Source organism: Methylobacterium sp. Leaf93, from assembly GCF_001422345.1.
GTDB lineage: Bacteria > Pseudomonadota > Alphaproteobacteria > Rhizobiales > Beijerinckiaceae > Methylobacterium > Methylobacterium bullatum.
On the sequence record NZ_LMMS01000023.1, the window covers coordinates 178,176 to 197,285 of the forward strand.

Annotated in this window: 22 protein-coding genes and 1 tRNA gene; 12 read left to right on the forward strand and 11 right to left on the reverse strand. The window is 67.5% G+C overall.

Features of this window, described 5'->3' with window-relative positions:
• Positions 1 to 98: 98 nt before the first annotated feature.
• Positions 99 to 857 carry a phosphatase PAP2 family protein gene (locus ASF26_RS12570; protein ID WP_018045214.1) on the reverse strand — a complete coding sequence of 253 codons (759 nt, stop codon included), beginning with the start codon at positions 855 to 857 and terminating at the stop codon, positions 99 to 101.
• A 35-nt stretch (positions 858 to 892) separates the two neighbouring features.
• Complete coding sequence (locus tag ASF26_RS12575) at positions 893 to 1,429, reverse strand: 2'-5' RNA ligase family protein (protein ID WP_056254289.1); 537 nt, start codon at positions 1,427 to 1,429, stop codon at positions 893 to 895.
• Positions 1,430 to 1,534: 105 nt separating this feature from the next.
• Here ASF26_RS12575 and ASF26_RS12580 point away from each other — a divergent pair, with 105 nt between their 5' ends.
• From ASF26_RS12580 to ASF26_RS12610, 7 genes are all read left to right on the forward strand, one after another.
• Entirely contained in the window at positions 1,535 to 2,512 is a 978-nt protein-coding gene (locus tag ASF26_RS12580; RefSeq protein WP_056254291.1) for a glutathione S-transferase family protein, read from the forward strand.
• A 59-nt stretch (positions 2,513 to 2,571) separates the two neighbouring features.
• Positions 2,572 to 3,039: a hypothetical protein gene (locus ASF26_RS12585; RefSeq protein ID WP_056254295.1), complete on the forward strand. Its 468-nt coding sequence runs from the start codon at positions 2,572 to 2,574 to the stop codon at positions 3,037 to 3,039.
• Positions 3,040 to 3,209: 170 nt separating this feature from the next.
• Positions 3,210 to 4,139 (forward strand): co-chaperone YbbN, encoded by a 930-nt coding sequence (locus tag ASF26_RS12590; RefSeq protein ID WP_056254297.1) that lies wholly within the window; start codon positions 3,210 to 3,212, stop codon positions 4,137 to 4,139.
• A gap of 28 nt (positions 4,140 to 4,167) precedes the next feature.
• On the forward strand, positions 4,168 to 4,836 hold the full coding sequence (locus ASF26_RS12595; RefSeq protein ID WP_018045219.1) for an LON peptidase substrate-binding domain-containing protein: 669 nt from the start codon (positions 4,168 to 4,170) through the stop codon (positions 4,834 to 4,836).
• A gap of 24 nt (positions 4,837 to 4,860) precedes the next feature.
• Entirely contained in the window at positions 4,861 to 5,067 is a 207-nt protein-coding gene (locus tag ASF26_RS12600; protein ID WP_056140807.1) for a Trm112 family protein, read from the forward strand.
• An 8-nt stretch (positions 5,068 to 5,075) separates the two neighbouring features.
• Positions 5,076 to 6,065, forward strand: coding sequence for an asparaginase (locus ASF26_RS12605; RefSeq protein ID WP_056254301.1), 990 nt, complete (start codon positions 5,076 to 5,078; stop codon positions 6,063 to 6,065).
• 313 nt (positions 6,066 to 6,378) lie between these two features.
• Complete coding sequence (locus ASF26_RS12610) at positions 6,379 to 6,771, forward strand: hypothetical protein (RefSeq protein ID WP_056254304.1); 393 nt, start codon at positions 6,379 to 6,381, stop codon at positions 6,769 to 6,771.
• 6 nt (positions 6,772 to 6,777) lie between these two features.
• On the opposite strand, the gene ASF26_RS12615 is transcribed toward ASF26_RS12610, so the two are convergent.
• Genes ASF26_RS12615 through ASF26_RS12625 form a run of 3 tightly spaced genes read right to left on the reverse strand, consistent with a single transcriptional unit; the run spans position 6,778 to position 10,586 of the window.
• A complete protein-coding gene (locus tag ASF26_RS12615) occupies positions 6,778 to 7,137 on the reverse strand; it encodes an STAS/SEC14 domain-containing protein (protein WP_056254862.1) in 360 nt (119 codons plus the stop codon).
• A gap of 51 nt (positions 7,138 to 7,188) precedes the next feature.
• Complete coding sequence (locus ASF26_RS12620; RefSeq protein ID WP_056254307.1) at positions 7,189 to 9,366, reverse strand: primosomal protein N'; 2,178 nt, start codon at positions 9,364 to 9,366, stop codon at positions 7,189 to 7,191.
• A gap of 26 nt (positions 9,367 to 9,392) precedes the next feature.
• Positions 9,393 to 10,586: an MFS transporter gene (locus ASF26_RS12625; protein ID WP_056254309.1), complete on the reverse strand. Its 1,194-nt coding sequence runs from the start codon at positions 10,584 to 10,586 to the stop codon at positions 9,393 to 9,395.
• A gap of 111 nt (positions 10,587 to 10,697) precedes the next feature.
• Here ASF26_RS12625 and ASF26_RS12630 point away from each other — a divergent pair, with 111 nt between their 5' ends.
• Both ASF26_RS12630 and ASF26_RS12635 read left to right on the forward strand, forming a co-directional pair.
• Positions 10,698 to 11,450: an alpha/beta fold hydrolase gene (locus ASF26_RS12630; protein ID WP_056254865.1), complete on the forward strand. Its 753-nt coding sequence runs from the start codon at positions 10,698 to 10,700 to the stop codon at positions 11,448 to 11,450.
• A 67-nt stretch (positions 11,451 to 11,517) separates the two neighbouring features.
• On the forward strand, positions 11,518 to 12,378 hold the full coding sequence (locus ASF26_RS12635) for a cell envelope integrity EipB family protein (protein ID WP_156462981.1): 861 nt from the start codon (positions 11,518 to 11,520) through the stop codon (positions 12,376 to 12,378).
• 90 nt (positions 12,379 to 12,468) lie between these two features.
• Here ASF26_RS12635 and ASF26_RS12640 read toward each other — a convergent pair whose 3' ends face one another.
• Entirely contained in the window at positions 12,469 to 12,774 is a 306-nt protein-coding gene (locus tag ASF26_RS12640; protein WP_018045228.1) for a DUF3572 domain-containing protein, read from the reverse strand.
• 76 nt (positions 12,775 to 12,850) lie between these two features.
• On the opposite strand from ASF26_RS12640, the gene ASF26_RS12645 reads away from it, so the two are divergent.
• Positions 12,851 to 13,228, forward strand: a complete 378-nt coding sequence (locus ASF26_RS12645) for a response regulator (protein WP_018045229.1) — start codon at positions 12,851 to 12,853, stop codon at positions 13,226 to 13,228.
• A 57-nt stretch (positions 13,229 to 13,285) separates the two neighbouring features.
• Complete coding sequence (locus ASF26_RS12650; RefSeq protein ID WP_056254311.1) at positions 13,286 to 14,659, forward strand: PleD family two-component system response regulator; 1,374 nt, start codon at positions 13,286 to 13,288, stop codon at positions 14,657 to 14,659.
• Here the strand turns inward: ASF26_RS12650 and ASF26_RS12655 are convergent.
• The 4 genes from ASF26_RS12655 to ASF26_RS12670 form a co-directional block, all read right to left on the reverse strand.
• A complete protein-coding gene (locus ASF26_RS12655; protein ID WP_056254317.1) occupies positions 14,608 to 15,891 on the reverse strand; it encodes an O-antigen ligase family protein in 1,284 nt (427 codons plus the stop codon). The two genes, ASF26_RS12650 and ASF26_RS12655, sit on opposite strands and share 52 nt — an antisense overlap.
• A 22-nt stretch (positions 15,892 to 15,913) precedes the next feature.
• Entirely contained in the window at positions 15,914 to 16,504 is a 591-nt protein-coding gene (locus ASF26_RS12660) for a DUF2059 domain-containing protein (protein WP_018045232.1), read from the reverse strand.
• Between the two features lie 56 nt (positions 16,505 to 16,560).
• Positions 16,561 to 17,271: a ribose-5-phosphate isomerase RpiA gene (gene rpiA, locus ASF26_RS12665; RefSeq protein WP_056254325.1), complete on the reverse strand. Its 711-nt coding sequence runs from the start codon at positions 17,269 to 17,271 to the stop codon at positions 16,561 to 16,563.
• Between the two features lie 148 nt (positions 17,272 to 17,419).
• Entirely contained in the window at positions 17,420 to 17,887 is a 468-nt protein-coding gene (locus ASF26_RS12670; protein WP_056254328.1) for a hypothetical protein, read from the reverse strand.
• A gap of 341 nt (positions 17,888 to 18,228) precedes the next feature.
• Between ASF26_RS12670 and gph the strand changes: the two genes are divergently transcribed.
• The gene (gene gph / locus ASF26_RS12675) at positions 18,229 to 18,918 is read left to right on the forward strand and encodes a phosphoglycolate phosphatase (protein WP_056254332.1); all 690 of its coding nucleotides are present in this window, start codon (positions 18,229 to 18,231) and stop codon (positions 18,916 to 18,918) included.
• Positions 18,919 to 18,923: 5 nt separating this feature from the next.
• Here the strand turns inward: gph and ASF26_RS12680 are convergent.
• Positions 18,924 to 18,998 (reverse strand) — tRNA-Val (locus tag ASF26_RS12680).
• Positions 18,999 to 19,110: the final 112 nt, after the last annotated feature.

Consider the following 19,110-nt stretch of genomic DNA (forward strand, 5'->3'; position numbering starts at 1 on the left):
CAATGCGGCAAGGGGCAGTTCACGATGGGATCGCGTGAAGAGCGTTCCCCTCGCGCCGCCCGCCGGACTCACTCTGCCAACAAAACCTTCGGGCAAGGTCAGCCCGGCGGAGGATCGGGGGACTCGACCTCGCCTCTTCGCTGAAGGATCAGCGCCATGAACCAGCACAGGGAGGCCCAGGCCGCGCCGATACACCAGCCGGCGAGCACGTCGCTCGGCCAGTGCACACCGAGATAGATCCGGCTCACCCCAACGATGAGCGTCATCCCGACACCGAGAAGGAGGATCAGGACCTTCACCGCACGGTTCTGGTCCACGCGGGCCAGCAATGTCGCCAGGGTGAGGTAGGCGATGGCCGACATCATCGCGTGGCCGCTGGGGAAGCTCGCGGTGAACACGTCCATGCCGTGGGGGACGAGATCCGGCCGCGGCCGATGGTAGAACATCTTCAGCACCGTCGAGACGAGCAATCCCCCGCCGATGGCGCCCAGCACGAAGGCGGCGATGCGGTGCCGCCGGGTGAGCGCCAGATAGGCGACCGCGCTCAGGGTCACGAAGGTGATGGTGAAGACGCTGCCGAGTCCCGTGATGTCGCGCATCGTCTCCTCGAGCCAGCGAGGCCCGATCGGGTCCGACAGGTCGGCGGGGTTGCGCAGGGCGAGCAGGATCTTGCGGTCGAGCGCTTCGGTGGAGCCCTCCCCGACCTCGTCGGCGAGGAAGAAGAAGGCGTAGCCGAGGAAGCTCACGCCCAGCAGTGCCACGAGGGGGCCGACCTCGTTGAGGCGCAGGCGGAGCCACAGGGCCGTGGCGTGGCTGAACAGCGGATGCTGGAGATAGGTCGGGAGCGGCGCCTTCATGCTGCTGTCTTCGTCATCGGTTCGTCGTCCCTCGATCATCGATGCCGCCCGAAGGCGAAGCGTCCCCGCTGTTGCCACGGCCCGCCAAGGTAGCGCCAGAGGATCAGCCCCGGCGAAGTGAAGCTGAACGGTTCGAAATCACGCTCCAGCGTATGATGCAGGGTGCGGGCGACGTCCGGCGCGACCTTGTTCTGGACGGTGACGTGGGGCCGCCATCCCTGCCGGTCCTGTGCGGTCAGAACATCCGCGTAACGCCGGGCGATCTCGTCCCGAAGCCGGGACAGGGCGTCGGAGGCGAGGGCGAAGGCGACGCCGCGGCCCATGAAGCGAAGTTCGGTGACGGCGACCTCCGCCGGTTCGCGCTCCGCCGTGAGTTCGGAAAGGGTCGCGGCGATCCCCTCCTCCTCCCGGCCCGGCAGGTGGTGGAACAGGGTGGCATGGGCCGGGATAACGTTGAGCTTCTGCGGGAAATGCCGCCGTCTCAACCCGTCGAAATGCCAGAAAGTCTCCGGGTCCATCTCCAGGGTAAGGATCAGCGGATCGGCCGTGGGCGCGTCGGGCAAGGTACTCATCGCCGGCAAACCGTGCGGATGCAGACCTGTTCCCGCTATTTTGCTCTTTCCGACAAGCCACACATGGCTCATCTCGCTATCGGCGGGTCTGGTGGGAGACGACGGATGGGATTGCTTGTCGACGGCACCTGGCAGGATACCTGGTACGACACGAAGGACACCGGCGGCCGGTTCAAGCGAACGGATGCCAAGTTCCGCAACTGGGTCACCGCCGACGGCGAGCCCGGCCCGTCCGGCGAGGGCGGATTTCGCGGGGAGGCCGGCCGCTATCACCTCTACGTCTCGCTTTCCTGCCCCTGGGCGCACCGCGCCCTCATGGTGCGCGCTCTGAAGGGGCTGGAGGAGGCGATCACGGTCTCGGTGGTCGATCCGCATATGGGATCGGAAGGCTGGGTCTTTAGCGATTCACCGGGCGCCACACCCGACACGGTGAACGGCGCGAACCGACTCTACGAGGTCTATCTGAAGGCAGTGCCGGACTTCACCGGTCGCGTCACGGTCCCCGTCCTCTGGGACCAGCAGCGCCGCACTATCGTCTCGAACGAATCGTCCGAGATCATCCGCATGTTGAACGACGCGTTCGGCGGCACCGGACCCGACCTCTATCCGGAAGCCCTGCGCGGCGAGATCGATGCGGTGAACGCCCGCGTCTACGATGCCGTCAACAACGGGGTGTACAAGGCCGGCTTCGCGACGACCCAGGACGCCTACGAGGAAGCCTTCGACGCCCTGTTCGCCGAACTCGATTCCCTCGACGAGCGGTTGGGCAAGGCCCGCTACCTGTGCGGCGCGACGCTGACCGAGGCCGACATCCGCCTGTTCACCACTCTGGTGCGGTTCGATCCGGTCTATGTCGGGCACTTCAAGTGCAACCTGCGCCGGATCGCCGACTATCCGAACCTCTCGCACTACCTGCGCGACCTCTACACCCTGCCCGGCATCGCGGGCACGGTGAACCTCATCCACATCAAGCAGCACTATTACGGGAGTCATCCGAGCCTGAATCCGACGGGGATCGTGCCGAAAGGTCCAGAGCTCGATCTCGACGCTCCCAACGACAGGGCGTTACGCTTCGGAACATGAGGCCGCGACCTTCGCGACATTGCCCTCGACAGATCCGACGACGGACATACATCAGCGCTATGAAGACACCATCCGCCCTCATCCTTCCCGTCCTTGTCGCCTTGGCAAGTCCTGCGGGCGCCCAGACTGCGATCAAGCTCGAGGGCACATGCGAGAAGCTGATCGTGGCGGGATTGGACGTGACCCAGAACTGCAAGGACACGATGATGAACACCGTGTCCCGCAACCGGACGAGTTTCGACTTCTCCGCCTGGGACGGCCGCTCCCTGAGCTTCAGCGGCAGTGGGGCACAGCAGGAGCGGACAGAGGAAACCGACGCTTTGCAGCCGATCAATCTCGTCGTTCCCGGCGAGAAGACCGACGAAGGCGTGGTTCGCGGACCGCTAGCGGCTGTCGGGTCGTGCAGCTTCAGCAACCCGCAGGAAGGCAAGACCGCGATCACCTGCGAGGCGACCTCGGCCAAGGGACGCTATGAAGCCCGTTTCGTCACGGACGCGAAAACGCCCCCCGGCGCGCCGAAACCCTGAGGCGGTGGTGCTGCGAGACGGCCGAAGCGCTTAGAGGCCGGGATGGTGTGAATAGCCCGAGTACCGCTCTGGTCCAGTTGATCCGGGGCGCCCATCTAGGGCTTGGACAAATCTGATCGGCCACCGGCGGCATCCGTTCCGTCGATCCGAGTGCGAGAGTTGAGGATGGCATGCTGAACGACGTTTCCACCGCCGGGGCGAGCCCCGCCGGCGGTCCCGCGAACCTCATCAAGGACGTCACCACCGCGACGTTTCGCGACGAGGTCATCACTGCCTCCCTGCAGCAGCCGGTTCTGGTGGATTTCTGGGCGACATGGTGCGGCCCCTGCAAGCAGCTGACTCCTTTGCTGGAGAAGGCCGTGACCGCCGCCAAGGGCGCCGTCATCCTCGCCAAGGTGAATATCGACGAGAATCCGGCGATCTGGTCGCAGATCAGCCAGCAGCTCGGGCTGCAATCGATCCCGGCCGTCATCGCCATCGACAAGGGACGTCCCGTGGACGGGTTCGTCGGGGCGCTGCCGGAAAGCGAGATCAAGGAATTCATCGCCAGGCTCGCAGGTCCCGCCGGCCCGACGCCGGTGGAGGCGATGATGGCCGAGGCCGAAGCGGCCCTCGGCGAAGGCGACATGGCAGGCGCCTCCGAACTCTATGCCGCCGTCCTCGGGCAGGAGCCGGAGAACCTCGTGGCCCTGGCTGCCCTCGCGAAGATCCAACTCGATTCCGGCGAGGTCGCCAACGCGCGCCAGATTCTCGACATGGCGCCGCCAGAGAAGGCCGGTGACCCGGCTCTGGCGAGCATCCGCGCGGCGGTGGAGCTCGCCGAACAGGCGGCCTCCCTCGGTGATCTCGGCGTGTTCCAGAAGCGCATCGCCGCCGATCCCGCCGATTTCCAGGCCCGGTTCGATTTCGCTCTCGGCCTCAACGGTCTCGGGAAGCGCGACGAGGCGGTGGACGAGTTGATCGAGATCGAGCGGCAGGACAAGACCTGGAACGACGGGGCGGCCCGCAAGCAGCTCCTGACGTTCTTCGAGGCCTGGGGCCTCATGGACAAGGCTTCGATCCGGGGTCGGCGGCGACTGTCGACGCTGGTCTTCGCATGATGCATCAACGCCGGGGCGGAGAGACGCGATGAGCACCCATGCGGGCTACAAGGGACCGGGCGACTGCCCCGGCGTCATCCCGGTCTTCCCACTGCCCGGCGCGCTGCTCCTGCCCCGTGGACAGATGCCGCTGAACATCTTCGAGCCGCGCTACCTCGCCATGGTGGATGACGCCCTGAGGACCGATCGCGTCATCGGCATGATCCAGCCCGACGTGGAAAGCGGATCGTCGCCAATGACGCCCAAGCTCTTTCGCGTCGGTTGCCTCGGCCGGATCACCCAATTCGCCGAGACCGGCGACGGGCGCTACCTCATCTCGCTTACTGGCATTGCACGGTTCCGCGTCGAAGGCGAACTCGCGACCACCACCCGTTACCGTCGCTGCCAGGTCTCCTACGACGATTTCCTCAGCGACTTCGAACCGCGAGCGGGCGAAGACGCAGTAGACCGCGAAGGCGTCCTCAAGGCACTGAAGGACTTCGTCGAGGTGAACGACCTCAAGGTCGACTGGGCGGGCATAGACGAGGCGCCCAACGAGGCCCTCGTCAACGCGCTCTGCATGATGAGCCCGTTCGGCTCGCGCGAAAAACAGGCGATGCTGGAGGCGGCCGACCTCAAGACCCGCGCTGAGGTCTTGATTGCGGTGACCGAGATGGAGTTGGTGCGCGGATCGGGGTCCGAGCCGACCCTGCAGTGAAGCCGCGACCCGAGGACAATGACGATGACCGACGAAATCCCCACCGGCGTGGAAGCCACCCGCGTCGACCCCAAGCTCCTCGAACTCTTGGTCTGCCCCCTGACCAAGCAGACGCTAGAATACGATTCCGTCCGCCAGGAACTGGTGAGCCGCTCGGCCAAGCTCGCCTACCCGATCCGCGACGGTATCCCAATCATGCTGCCCGAAGAGGCACGGCCCCTGAACGATTGAGGCGAACGGTGACGGACCTCGTTCTCCCCACCGTCGCCATCGTCGCCACAGGCGGCACCATCGCGATGAAGTCCGACCCGGTGACCCATGCACCGGTGCCGGCTTTGTCCGGAGCCGACCTCGTCGCCGCCGCGCCGGGCCTGGAAAAGCTCGCGCGGATCACCGTGACGGAGTTCTCCAACATTCCGAGCGCGGAGATGGGCCCGGACCTGTGGCCCTCGCTGACACGGACCGTCGAGGGATTGCTCGCCGATCCCGACATCGCCGGAGTCGTCGTGCTGCACGGGACCGACACCCTCGACACCACCGCCTATTTCCTCGATCTGACGCTGCGCAGCGACAAGCCGGTCGTGGTCATCGGCGCGCAGCGCAACGCCTCCGACCGCGACAGTGACGGAGCCCGCAACCTCCTCAATGCGGTACGCCAGATCCTGACGCCCGCCGCCGCATCCCTTGGCGTGACGGTGACGCTCAATCACGCGATCAACGCGGCCCGTGAGGTGAGGAAGACCCACACTCACAACGTGGAGACCTTCCATTCGGGCGAGACCGGCTATCTCGGCACTATCGACGAGGATCGCGTGGTGATCCGCCGGTCGCCCCGGCGACGGCAGACCCTGCCGCTGCCCGAGCGGCTCGCCAGAATCGCCATCGTGGCGATGTATGCCGGTGCCGATGGCAGCCAGATCCGCCATGCGGTGGAGAGCGGCGCGGAAGGGATCGTGGTGGCCGCCCTCGGCATGGGCAACGTCAATGCCGCGCTCCTCGACGCGATCAGGAGCGCCATCGCCCAGGATGTCGTCATCATCATCGCCACCAAACTAGAGAACGGCCGTGCCCTGCCCGTCTACGGCTTCCCCGGCGGCGGGAGCACCCTGAAGGCGGAGGGCGCCGTCTTCGCCGACGACCTGTCGGCGGACAAGGCCCGCGTGCTGGCCCTCCTCGCGCTCCCGATCACGCAGGACCGCGACGCGTTGCAGGCCTATTTCGATCGTTGAAACGAGCGTTGATTTGAGGTGCCATCGCCCGGCACCGAAGCATTGCCAACATCGAAGCGATCCCGGTTTGGCTATAGTTTGCGCGCCAGGTCACACCGCGCCCGATTTGCACGCTCCCGCTCGACATCTCGCTCGAGCATTCGCCACCATCTCCACATCGCAACGGCAAAGCTTAACTTAGCCGATGCCATAAATTTGCCCTGAGCATCCTAGATCTATACAATCCAACAACTCACAGAACGCAGGATTCCTCTCAAGAGCGCCGAAAGGCTGTCCGTGGGAATCTGTGAACTATCTCAACTCAGGGGGAAACATGTCGAAACTCGTGGCTGTGCTGGCGCTCGGAGCCGGACTCTTATCCGCTCACCTTCAACCGGCCGTCAGCCGCGAGGGCGGCAATTTCAATGGTGCGTGGTCCGTCGAGCTCGTAACCGAGAGCGGCATCTGCGACAGCCGCTACAGCTACTCGGTCTCGGTCCAGGACGGTCAGGTTCGGCTCATCTCGTCGGCCGACCGTGCGACGATGACCGGTCGCGTCGGCACCGATGGAACGGTGGGGCTCAATGTCTCGAATGGCGGCGCAAGCGGTGCGGCTTCCGGCCGGCTCGACGCCCGTTCGGGCAGTGGCACTTGGAAGGTTTCCCCGCTCTGCTCGGGGCGCTGGACGGCGCGGCGTCAAACCACGCGCACCGCCCAGGCCGATTAGGCTTCCTCAGGCGGCAGCGAGCCAGCTCCGCGCCTCGTCGATATGGGCGCGGTCGAAGGTCTTGATCTTGGCCGGCGAGACCTTGCCGAACGTGTCGGCAACCATGCGTAGCCAGGACGCGTCCGTGACCAGGGCGACGTGACTGACACCCTTCATCATGGCGAGGCCGAAGCGGACATCCTTGAAGAAGGCCGCCGGCTCCATGCCCTTGAACTCGCGCACGTCCTCCAGCAGCTTGAGCTTGCCGCCCTTGTCGAGGTCGGCCTGCATGGCGGTGATGACGGTGTTCATGTCCTGATCGGTGATCTGGCCGTCGACGACGATTTCGGCCACGTTCGAATCCTGTGTCTTGGTGTAGGTCAGCACGTGCAGCACTCCTGGTCGGGTCGAACGCACCATGCGAACGTCGGACCAGACTTATAGGAAACTCTGGGGGTCCACGTCGATGGCGACCTTCACGTTGCCGCGAACCTTCGGCCCGCGCCCTAGCCAGTCGCGCAGGTAGGCCTGAAGATCGACGGCCCGCTCGGTCTTCACCAGCAGCCGGAACCGGTAGCGTCCTCGGATCAGCGCGAGAGGGGCCTCGGCCGGCCCCAGCACCATGATTCCCTCCGGCGGTTCGGCGGTCCGCGCCAAGGCCTGTCCATGCGCTTCCGCCACCTCGCGCTCGTTTGCCGACACGATGAGGGCGGCGAGCCGCCCGAACGGCGGCAGGCCGGCGGCCTCGCGCGAGGCGATCTCCTCCTCGTAGAACCGGGTGGCATCGCCCGAAAGCAGAGCCGCGATCACCGGATGATCCGGCTGGTAGGTCTGGACCAGGGCGCGGCCCGGCTTGTCGCCACGCCCGGCACGGCCCGTCACCTGCTGGAGCAGCTGGAAGGTCCGCTCGGCCGCACGCGGATCGCCGGAGGTCAGGCCGATATCGGCGTCGAGCACGCCGACCAGGGTCAGATGCGGGAAGTTGTGGCCCTTGGCGACGAGCTGGGTACCGATGACGATGTCGCATTCCCCATCCGCCACGCTCTGCAACTCTGCGCGCAGGCGCTCGGCCCCGCCGGGAAAGTCGGAGGAGAGGACGATCACGCGCTTGTCGGGAAACAGCTCGGCCACCTCCTCGGCGATGCGCTCCACCCCCGGACCGCAGGGGGTCAGGTTGTCAAACGTGCCGCATTCGGTGCAGGCGTCGGGCCGGCGCTCGGCATAGCCGCATTGGTGGCAGACCAGCGCCCGGCGGAAGCGATGCTCCACCAGCCAAGTCGAGCAGTTGCGGCACTGGTAGCGGTGGCCGCAGGCCCGGCACAGGGTGAGCGGTGCATAGCCACGGCGGTTGAGGAACAGGAGCGCCTGATCGCCGGCCTCGATGGTGGCGCGCACGGCGTTGACCAGGGGCGGGGCGAGGAAGCGGCCCTTCTCCGGCTTGTCGAGGCGCATGTCGATGGCATGGATGTCCGGCAGCCGCCGCCCGCCGAACCGCTCGGGCAGGACGATATGGGCGTAACGCCCCTTCTCGGCATTGACCTTGGTCTCGATGGAGGGGGTCGCCGAGGCGAGGACCACCGGGCAGTTCTCGAGACGGCCGCGCACCACCGCCATGTCGCGGGCGTGGTAATGCACGCCGTCTTCCTGCTTGTAAGCCGCCTCGTGCTCCTCATCGACGATGACGAGGCCGAGATCGGTGAAGGGCAGGAACAGGGCGGAGCGCGCGCCGACCACCACCGAGACCTCGCCCGCCGCCACGCCGGCGCGCAGGCGCTCGCGGCGCTTCGAGCCGATACCCGAGTGCCAGGTCGCTGGGCGCACGCCGAACCGCTCGGCGAACCTGTCGAGGAACTGCGCCGTCAGGGCGATTTCCGGCATCAGGATGAGGGCCTGGTGCCCGCGCCGCACCGCTTCGGCGACGGCTTCGAAGTAAACCTCGGTCTTGCCCGAGCCGGTGACGCCTTCGAGGAGGATCGTCGGCGCCTTCGCATCCTCCGGCGCGGGAAAGGCCAGGCCGATGAGGTCACGGGCCGCCTGATCTTGCGCCTCCGACAGGGGGACGCGCTCGTGGTCCGGATCGGGCGGGAGCGCCACCGGCTCCGGTGCCAGAGCCACGGCTTCGAGGGCGCCATCATCGATGAGGCCGTCGACCACGCTGAGCGAGACGCCCGCCTCCTTGGCGAGCGCGCTCTTGCCGCGCATCGTCCCATCGGCGGTGACTGCCAGCACCTTCATCCGCGCCGCGGTCGGCCGGGCGGGCGGCTTGCCCGAACCGCGCACGCCGATCCGCGAGGTCTCGCCGCGCGCTGCCTCATCGGGCAGGCGCAGGGCCATGGCGAGAGCCGAGCCCTTCGGCGCCAGGGTGTAGCGGGCGAGCCAATCGACGAGTTCGCGCAACGGGTCGGACAAGGGCGGCGCTTCGATTCGCCCCGTCACCTGCCGCAGGTTGGAGCCGCCGGGGCTCTCCGCCACCTGCCAGACCACACCCACCGTCTCACGCGGCCCGAGCGGCACCTGCACGACATCGCCCGGCGACAGGACCAGCCCGGCGGGCACGGCGTAGCTATAGGCGTTGTCGAGCGCGAGCGGGATCAGGATATCGGCGACGCTGGGCATGGGCTCTTCTGCATGGGAACCATGTTCTATCTATGTACTCTCTCGCCCGATCGCGACTGCTCGCCGCGCGCCAGAAGGACCGCCACCGGAAGGGCCGCGAGACTGACCCCGCTCATGACCCAGAACCCCGAAGCCCCGTAAGCGGCGAAGAGCGGACCGGACGCAAGCGTGAACAAGGCTGAGGAGAGGCCGAGGCCGAGCGAACCATAGAGGGTCAGGGCCATGGCGGTGAGGTCCTGCGGCACGCAGCGACCGATCTCCTTCAGGCAGGCGAGATGCAGGAGCGCGAAGGTGAGCCCATGCAGGCACTGGATCGCAACGAGCGCCGGGAGTGCCACGGTCTCGGCACTGATCCCCCATCGCAATGCGCCGGCGACGGCTGCCAGCCCGATCGCCCGGCCCGGATCCAGCCGCCTCAGGATCCACGGCCCGGCGAGGAGGAAGACGAGGATCTCCGCCGCCACCGCCTCCGACCAGAGCAGGCCAGCGATTCCGGCCGAGATGGAATTCCGGCTCCACAGGATCATCGCGAAGGCATCGTGCATGGCATGCGCGCCCATGACCAGGGAGGCCGCCAAGACGACGCCACGGAAACGCCGGTTCACCAGCAACTCCGAGAAGCCCCGCCGCCGCATTGGTCTGGCCACCACCTCCGGCGGTCCGCTCGTCTCAAGTCCATTCGCAGCGAGACCGGCGGCGACAAAGAGACCGCCCCCGACCAGGATCGCGGCCTCGATCCCGAGCCCAGGCACAAGCCAGCCGACCAGACTCGTCGCGAGGATGAAGGCGGCCGAGCCGGCGCCCCTCACCCAGCCGTACACGAAGCGGCGGCCGTTTCGCGAGGCGGCCAGGGCGAGGGCGTCGCTGAACGGCGCCAGGGGGGCGGTGAGGACGGCATAGGCGAGGCCGACGACGAGCAGGGCCGCGAATTCCGTCACCGCGAGGTGCCCGAAGGCGGCAAGCCCCGCGAGCACGGCCGCACCGGCCAGGACCGGGCGGACGATCCTCCGCCGGTCGGCGATCCAGCCGGCGAGCGGTCCCGCCACCATCCGCACCAGGATCGCGAGGGCGAGGAGCCAAGCGATCTCATGCGCGGGCAGCCCGCGCCGTTCGAGGAACAGCGGCAGGAATGGCGAGAGCGCCCCGTATCCGGCATAGAGCGCGACGAAGAGGGCGAGATGGCCGGCCAGCAGCCGACGGTCGTCGGTTCGGTCGCTCACGCGAGTGTGGCCGGCATCGTGCGTTTCCCCGCTTGCGTCATGGCGACCGCCGGCACTACCTCGACCGCCGCCCCGACGAGTGTCGGGCGCAGTGCTGCGGGGAGCAACCCGATGACGGCTTCGCCAGTCGACCTCAACGGCAGGAGCGCGGACGCGAGGAAGACAGACGGTGCCGAGGGCATCGTACTGCTTCACGGCATCGCGCGGCGCTCGGCCTCCCTCGGGAGGATGGAGCGCGCCTTTCGCGCCGAGGGATACCGCACTCTCAATATCGATTACCCCGGGCGAAAAGCCACGATCCAGACGATCGTCGAGGGCGCTGCGCCCCAGGTGACGGCGTTCGCGTCCGGCCTCCGCCGCCTGCATTTCGTCACCCATTCGATGGGCGGGCTCGTGGCGCGGGGGATCATCACCCGGCATCGCCCGGCCAATCTCGGCCGTGTGGTGATGCTGGGACCGCCGAACGGCGGAAGTGAAGTGGCGGACTTTCTCCATCGGATGAGGCCATACCGGCTGTTCTTCGGGCCGGCGGGCGCACAACTCACCACACACCGCTCGGAAGCCCTCACCACGCTCCTCGGCGATGTCGATTTTCCCCTGGGGGTCATTGCGGCGGACCGCTCGGTCTGGCTCATCGAATCCTTCCTGATCCTGCCCCGCCCCAATGACGGGCGCGTGAGCGTGGCGCGGACGCGGGTCTCCGGCATGAGCGACCACCTCACCCTCCACACCACCCACGACCTGATGATCCTGAACCGCGCCGCGATCACCGCTTCGCTACGCTTCATCCGGCACGGGCGGTTCCGAGACGCTCCCGGCATCGAGGAGGCGGCGCAAACCGCCGCCGTTGCCGCTACGGCATAGCCCCCCTATCTGTGACGGCGCATCGGCACGCCTCTCGCTTCGACCGGCGCGTCCATCGGGAGACCTCATGCGGTTGCCAAACTCTACCCTCGCCATCGCCTTCGGCGCCATCGCCGCCTCTACGGCCATCGCCGAGGCGGCGCCGATGCGATTGGCCGGCCACCGCGCGGTCTACGACCTGTCTCTGGCGGAAAGCCGGGGGGCGCGGGCGGTCGAGAGCGCACGGGGACGCATCGTCCTCGATTTCAGCGGAGATGCCTGCAAGGGCTACACGATGCAGACCCGTCAGGTGACGGAACTCGATAGCGGCGAGACCGGCAAGCGCCTCTCCGATCTGCGCAACACCACCTTCGAGGGCGGCGACGGGCACAGTTTCCGCTTCAAGACCAACACGGTGCTCAACGGCAGCGCATCGACCTCGGTGGATGGCACGGCAGAGAGCGGCGCGGACGCTCTGAAGGTGAAGCTGAAGGAGCCCAAGCGCGACCAGTACACCGAGAACGGCTCCGTGCTGTTCCCGACGCTCCACATGCGCCGCATGATCGAGGCGGCACAGGCCGGCGAGACGACGATGTCGGCCAGGGTGTTCGACGGGTCGGACGACGGCCGCAAGATCTTCGACACGCTCGCGGTGATCGGCAAACCGATCACCGCCGAAGAGCCTGCCAAGGATGGCGGCACCGACAGGGACAAGCCCCTGCGGGACGCGGAAATGGCGGCGATGCGGCGCTGGCCGGTGACCCTGAGCTACTTCACCCCCGGACAGGGTGAGCGCACCCCGGTCTACACCCTCACCTTCCTCCTCTACGAGAACGGCGTTAGCGGCGGGCTCAGCCTCAATTACGGCGACTTCACCATCGCCGGCGACCTCAGCCGCCTCGACCTCCACAAGGCCGACGCAAAAACCGAGGCCGAATGCAAGCCGTGAGACCCGACGCCTTCCGATGCCCGTAAAGGGCGGTCGGCGGGGGCGGCTCGCAGGGCGCGGAGGACACCCTTACGTTGCCGAGCTTCGTCCTCACCCGAACTCGGCATCCGGATCGGCCGGCCCGAGACGGCGCCACGCCGCGGCGATTTGTTCGGGCTTCACGTCGAGAGCCGTGGCGCAGGCGATCAGTACCGCCTCGTCGCCCATGAGATGGTCGAGGACCGCCGAGAGGAAGGCCGGATCGGTGGCGCTTTCCCGTAACGTGTCGGGTGTCAGACCGGAGGAGGCCATGAAGGGCAGCAGCCTGTCGCCGTCCTCCGCGAGCCATCCGAGCACCGAGATGGCGAGGTGCTCGGCGGATTCTTCGGGACGGTCGGATTTGCGTTTCGTCAACATGTATCCCTTAGGTTCTCATCGAGCGGGACGTCGGTCCTTCCAGAATGCGCCGCCAGCCTGCCGGGAACAATGAGCCATGCCGAAGACCGTGCTCATCGTCGAGGACAACGAACTCAACATGAAGCTCTTCAACGATTTGTTGGAGGGGCACGGCTATGCGACGCTCAAGACGGCCAACGGGATCGAGGCGATCGAACTCGCCCGCGCCCACAGGCCCGACTTGATCCTGATGGACATCCAGCTTCCCGAGGTCTCCGGCCTCGAAGTTACCAAATGGCTGAAGGAAGACGACGACCTCAAGCATATCCCCGTCATCGCCATCACGGCCTTCGCCATGAAGGGCGACGAGGAGCGCATCCGTGAAGGTGGCTGCGAGGCCTATCTCTCGAAACCGATCTCCGTGGCGAAGTTTCTCGCCACCGTCCGCCTCTACCTCGGCGACGGAGCCCGTTGATGAGGGCCACCGTCCACAGGGCCGCCCCGTCGAACCCGTTAGAATCCGCGAGGAACGATGTCGGCCCGCATCTTGATCGTCGATGATCTCTTTCCGAACGTGAAGCTGCTCGAGACGAAGCTGTCCCTCGAGTATTTCGACGTTCTGGCGGCCATGAACGGGCCAGATGCCATCTCGATCTGCGAGAAGGGCCTGTGCGACCTCGTTCTGCTCGACGTGATGATGCCCGGCATGGACGGTTTCGAGGTGTGCCGGCGCCTCAAGCGCAACCCGACCACCGCCCATCTCCCCGTCGTGATGGTGACGGCCCTCGATCAGCCGTCGGACCGGCTGCGCGGCCTCGACGCGGGGGCCGACGACTTCCTGACGAAACCGATCGACGACACCGCCCTGTTCGCGCGGGTGCGGAACCTCGTCCGGCTGAAGGCGGTCACCGATGAGCTTCGCGACAGGGCGCTGGCCTCGCGGGAGTTCGGCATCGGCGATCCCCTGGCCCTCGCCGCCGCCGGGGACGGCCAGAACGCGTCGATCCTGCTGGTCGAGGACCGGAAGAACTCGGCGGAGCGGCTTTCGGCGGCCTTGAACCTGCACCATCGGGTCACGGTCGTGGCGGACCCGCACGACGCGATGGTCCTCGCCACCGAGGGGGATTTCGAACTGACTCTCGTCAGCCTCGACCTCCAGGGGTTCGACGGCCTGCGCCTCTGCAGCCAGGTCCTGTCCCTCGACCGTACCCGCACCATGCCGGTGATGATGATCGCGGAGGAGAACGACAAGGCACGGGTGATCCGGGGCCTCGAATTCGGCGTGCACGACTATCTCATGCGCCCGGTGGACCGGAACGAACTCGTGGCCCGCGTGCGCACCCAGGTGCGGCGCAGCCGTTTCTCGGACACCCTGCGCGGTGCCGTCCAGGCCTCGATGGAGATGGCCGTCACTGACGGGCTCACCGGGCTCCACAATAGACGCTACCTCGACAGCCATCTCGCGGTGCTGTTCGACGACGCCGCCTTGCGCCACCGTGCCGTCTCGATGCTGATGCTCGATATCGATCGGTTCAAGGCGATCAACGACACCTACGGTCACGAGGCTGGCGACGAGGTGCTCCGCGCCTTCGCCGCCCGTATCCGCCTTCATACCCGCGTCGTCGACATCGTCGCTCGCTATGGCGGCGAAGAGGTCGTCATCATCCTGCCCGACGCGGAGCCGGAGGCCGCCCATGTCATCGCCGAGCGTATCCGCGAGCGCATCGAAGCCGTCCCGTTCCTGATCGACCAGGAGACACGGGAGATCCACGTCACCGTCTCCATCGGGGTGGCGTGCCGCCATGTCGACGACAAGGGCCCGGCAGACATGCTCAAACGTGCCGATCTCGCCCTCTACCGCGCCAAATCCTCCGGCCGCAACCGGGTCGAAGCCGAAGCGGCCTGAGATCGGTCAGAGCGGTCGCAGCGGTAGGGTTCCATCCCGGCCTCGCGTGTCCAGGCGACAGCGGCGCCGAGGGCCGCGATCCACCAGCCCTGCCAGGCGCCGTGCTCCACGAAGGCCACCGCCGTGCAGGAGCCCACGAGGCCGAGCGCCACCACGCCTTCGCCGCGGGGCATGCGGGCGATGAGCGCCAGCATCATCATCAGGATCGCGCTGGCAAGGCCGGCGCCGACGATGCCGAGTTCGGCCCATATCTGCAGGAAGATGTTGTGCGGGTGGCCCACCGCCAGCATCGGCCGCAGTCCCGGCTCGATCCGTGCGGCGACAGGCGTATCGATGAACCGCGCGGAGATCCCGAAACCCGCACCCCTCCAGGGATCGAGGGCCACGGCCGCGCCGAAGCTGCGGGCGATGGCCACCCGTGCCCGCGAACTGCTCTGCACGAGCCGTTCGTGGACCGCATCGGGCATCACTTTCTGGAGGATATCCCCCTCCACCGGTGCAAGGACGAGGGCGAGGCCCAGCACAGCCCCCATAATGGCGAGCCCGACCCGCCGCGGGGTCAGGACGGCGATGAGGGCCGTGACGGCGCCGGCTGCGAGCCCCAGGGCGGCGGCGCCGCTGATCGATCGCAGGATCGCCCCGGTACCGATCACGAGCACGAGGAGTGCCGCGATTCCCTGCCCGCGCCGGTGGAGGAGATAGGCCAGGGGCCCCATCACGGGCAGGATCGTCAGGGCGGGACGGTTGAAGACGAACAGCGCCACCCGGGAGCCCATCGCCCGATGGAGAGGCAGGTGGGCGGCCAGGGCCACGACGATGTACAGGCCGGCGAGCGCGATGGACCAGGCGGCGAGCCGGGGCGTGAAGGCCGGCATGTTCCCGGGCGCGAGGCGGGCGAGGAGATAGGCCCCAGCGATTGTCGGCAGGAATTCCTGGATGTTGCGCCAGGACAGATCCTGCGCCGGGCTCCAGGCGATGCTGGCCAGCGACCAGACGACGAAGCCGAGGGCGGCAAGACCGATCGGCGTGGCGAGGGGCCTCGCCACGAACCGCGTCGTAGCGCGCGCATCCTCGATCAGCCCCGCGACGAGGAAGAACAATGCGGCGAGGCCGACGACGGTCGGGCTCGACCGGTTGGCAAGCGCCATCGCCACCGGAAGGATGGCGAGCGTGACGGCACCGGCGGTGCGCAGAAGCGCGACCGTCTCCGATCGAGGTGGGAGAGCGAACATCGGAGACGGGCGGACCGGGCGATTACTGGAGTTCGTGGCCGCGCTTACCCATCTCGGCACGCACGCGGACCATCATGTATTCGGACACGCCCTGGGTCCAGTTCTGCATGGCCTGGACGATCTCGTCGAGCACCTGCGGCTGGGTCTCGACGTAGCGCTTGCCCGCCGCCGAATGGAAGAAGGCGACGATCTCGGTGAGCTCGGCCTCGGACAGGCGGCTCGCGTAGATCTTGGCGGCCGTCTCGATCATCATCTGCTTCTGCAGTTCCATCTCCGGCGCCAGGGAGGTGAGAACCTCATCGAGGTCCTTGGTCAAGTCCGGACGGGTGATGGCCGCCTGCTTGATCTGCTGGCCGAAGGCCGGAAGAATCGAATCGAACGAGCGGGCGATACCGGAGCTGAGGGTGACCTCACGCGCCAGCGCCAGATGGTTCGGCGTGTAGGTCGGCTGCTGGGCGGCGGGCGTCGACGGCGCCGGCGCGGCGGGCTTGGCGCCGGGCTTGGCCGGCGCGGTAGGCTTCTGCGCCTGGGCGTGCACGATCGTCGGAACCGAGGCGGCGAGCAGTGCGGCGAGAATGGAGCCGGTCAGGACGGAAGAGAGGCGGCGGGACATGGCGAACGCTCCGGAAAGGCGTGTCGATCAGGATATCGAAGGAGGGTGGAGGCGCGTCAGACCGCGCCGAGACAGGTGACGTGCGCCTGCCCGTCACGGGCCTCCGCCAGGACAGCGCCGGTGGCGAGGCCGAGGAACAGACCGTGCTCGACCACGCCGGGCACCGCCCAGAGCGCGGCGGACAGGCGTTCGGGATCGGCGATGGCCTTCAGATGGGCGTCGAGGATGAGATGGCCGCCATCGGTCACGAAGGGCGTACCGCCGGGGCCGGCACGCAGGACGAGGTCGCCCGTGCAACCGGCGGTCTCGATGGCCTGGGCCACGGCGATGCGGGTGGCGCCGAGCCCGAACGGATTGACCTCCACCGGCAGCGGAAACGCGCCGAGGGTCGTCACCGATTTCGCCGCGTCGGCGATCACCACCATGCGGCGGCTGGCGAAAGCCACGATCTTCTCGCGCAGGAGCGCACCGCCGCCGCCTTTCACCAAGCGCATCCGTGCATCGATCTCGTCGGCACCGTCGATGGTGAGGTCGAGTTCGGGCAGGTCTTCGAGCGTGGCCAGGGGGATGCCGACGCGCTCGGCGGCGATGCGCGTCGCCTCCGAAGTCGGGACGCCCGTGACCTTGAGCCCGTCACGCACCCGCGCGCCGAGCAACTCCACGAACACGTTGGCGGTGCTGCCGGTCCCGATGCCGAGCCGCATTCCGTCCTCGACGAGATCGAGGGCGCGGGCGGCGGCGGCGCGACGCAGGTCGGGACCGCTCACGAGGAAGCCCCGTTCATCGGGAGGGAGGGGGCGAGATGCATGGGCGGGCTCTCGGGCTACGGGCTGGGCCGCTGAAAGTCCGGTGGCCCTAGCACGGCTGGCAACGCCGTCCAACGCGGCTGTCGCCGAACATGCGCGGCGATGCCCGTCAGGGGCGGGTGTTCTGGGGCGGCGTGGCGCTGGGCCCGGCGCGGCCGGGTGCCTGTCCCGTGGCCACGGCTTCTTCGGGACCGTTGGCGGCCGGGTTCGCCTGAGCCGTGCAGACAACCGCTTCCTTCTGGAGCTGGACGTAGCAGATGCTCATCTCACCGGTGCGGTAGTTCACCCGGAACACCCCGGCCTCGCGAGTGTGGCGGGAGGCGACGAGGCCGTATTCGGAGGGGGCCTGGGCGCTGGCGCCCTCGCCGGAGCCGTAGCAGACGGTGAGGCCGACACTGCCCACCGCGCCTTCGCGCAGCCCGTACTGGCAGGAGGTGACCTCGCCCGTGACCTTGTCGACGCGGTAGACCCGGTTGAGGTCGATCTGCGGCGCGGGGACGAATTCGAAGGAGGCGGCGCGGGCACCCGCGGCCGTAAAGGCGAGAAGGGCCAGCGCGATCCCTGCCCGGCATCCCATGGCTCGCCACGAACGAGTGGAGGCGGCGGGAACGGCGGATATGAACGCACGGTCGGTCGGCAGTGTCGAACGCATGGTCGCCTTCATGTCCTGATGCAGACAGATGAATCTTGCAGAGGGAATCTCGCGGCCGCCTCCCTATAGCGGCCTTGCGGCGCAACCGTGACCCGCTCGCGGCGGCCTTGATCGCATCATGGCCGGATTCTACAGCATCGTGGCACGGAAAGCAGCCCGACCTGTGCGTTAAGCCTTTGCGTGTGCATCGGATTTTTCCCGGCCCGCGGCGTCCGTACCCCTGCCCGAGATCTCCCGTCGCCAATCCACCAACCTTGCGAGTCCCCATGCCAAGCCTGCCGCCCATCGTCGTGTTCGACCTCGACGGAACCCTCGCCGAGACCGCGGGCGATCTCGTCGGGACCCTCAACGCGATCCTCGCCCGCGAGGGACTGCCGACTCTCCCCCTCGACCGGGCCCGCGACATGATCGGCGCCGGGGCGAAAGCACTGATCCAGCGCGGCTTCGAGGCCGCAGGCGAACCCATCGACGACGCCCGCCTGCAGACGCTCTTCGTCGATTTCCTCGACCATTACGGCCGGCATCTCAGCGAGCATTCCTACCTGTTCCCCGGTGCCGAGGCGGCGCTCGATGCGCTGAGCGCACGAGGCTTCCTGCTGGCGGTCTGCACCAACAAGGTCGAGGCCCACGCCAAGCAGCTTCTGCAGGAGCTCGGCGTCGCCGGACGCTTCGCCGCCATCTGCGGCCGCGACACCTTCCCGGTCTACAAGCCGAACCCGGCCCATATCACTCTGACCGTCGAGCAGGCCAAGGGCGATGTCTCGCGCGCCGTCATGGTGGGAGATTCACGCGCGGATATCGACGCGGCCAAGGCGGCGGGGATCCCGGTCATCGCGGTGCCGTTCGGCTATACCGACCTGCCGGTGGAGCAACTCGGCCCCACGCGGGTGATCCAGCATTTCGATGAGTTGGTGGGGGCGGTGGATGCCCTCGTGCCGGCTATCGCTGCGGCTTGAGGGAATGGTGGGCGCGACAGGGATCGAACCTGTGACCCTTCGCGTGTGAAGCGAATGCTCTCCCGCTGAGCTACGCACCCGGACCGAGGGCCTTCTAGGGCGAGGCCCACTCGCCCGTCAAGGGCCTCTGTCGCCTTCTCGCTAAGCCGGCATCAGAGGGGGGGTCGGCAGCTCGCCACCGGAGACGGTCCT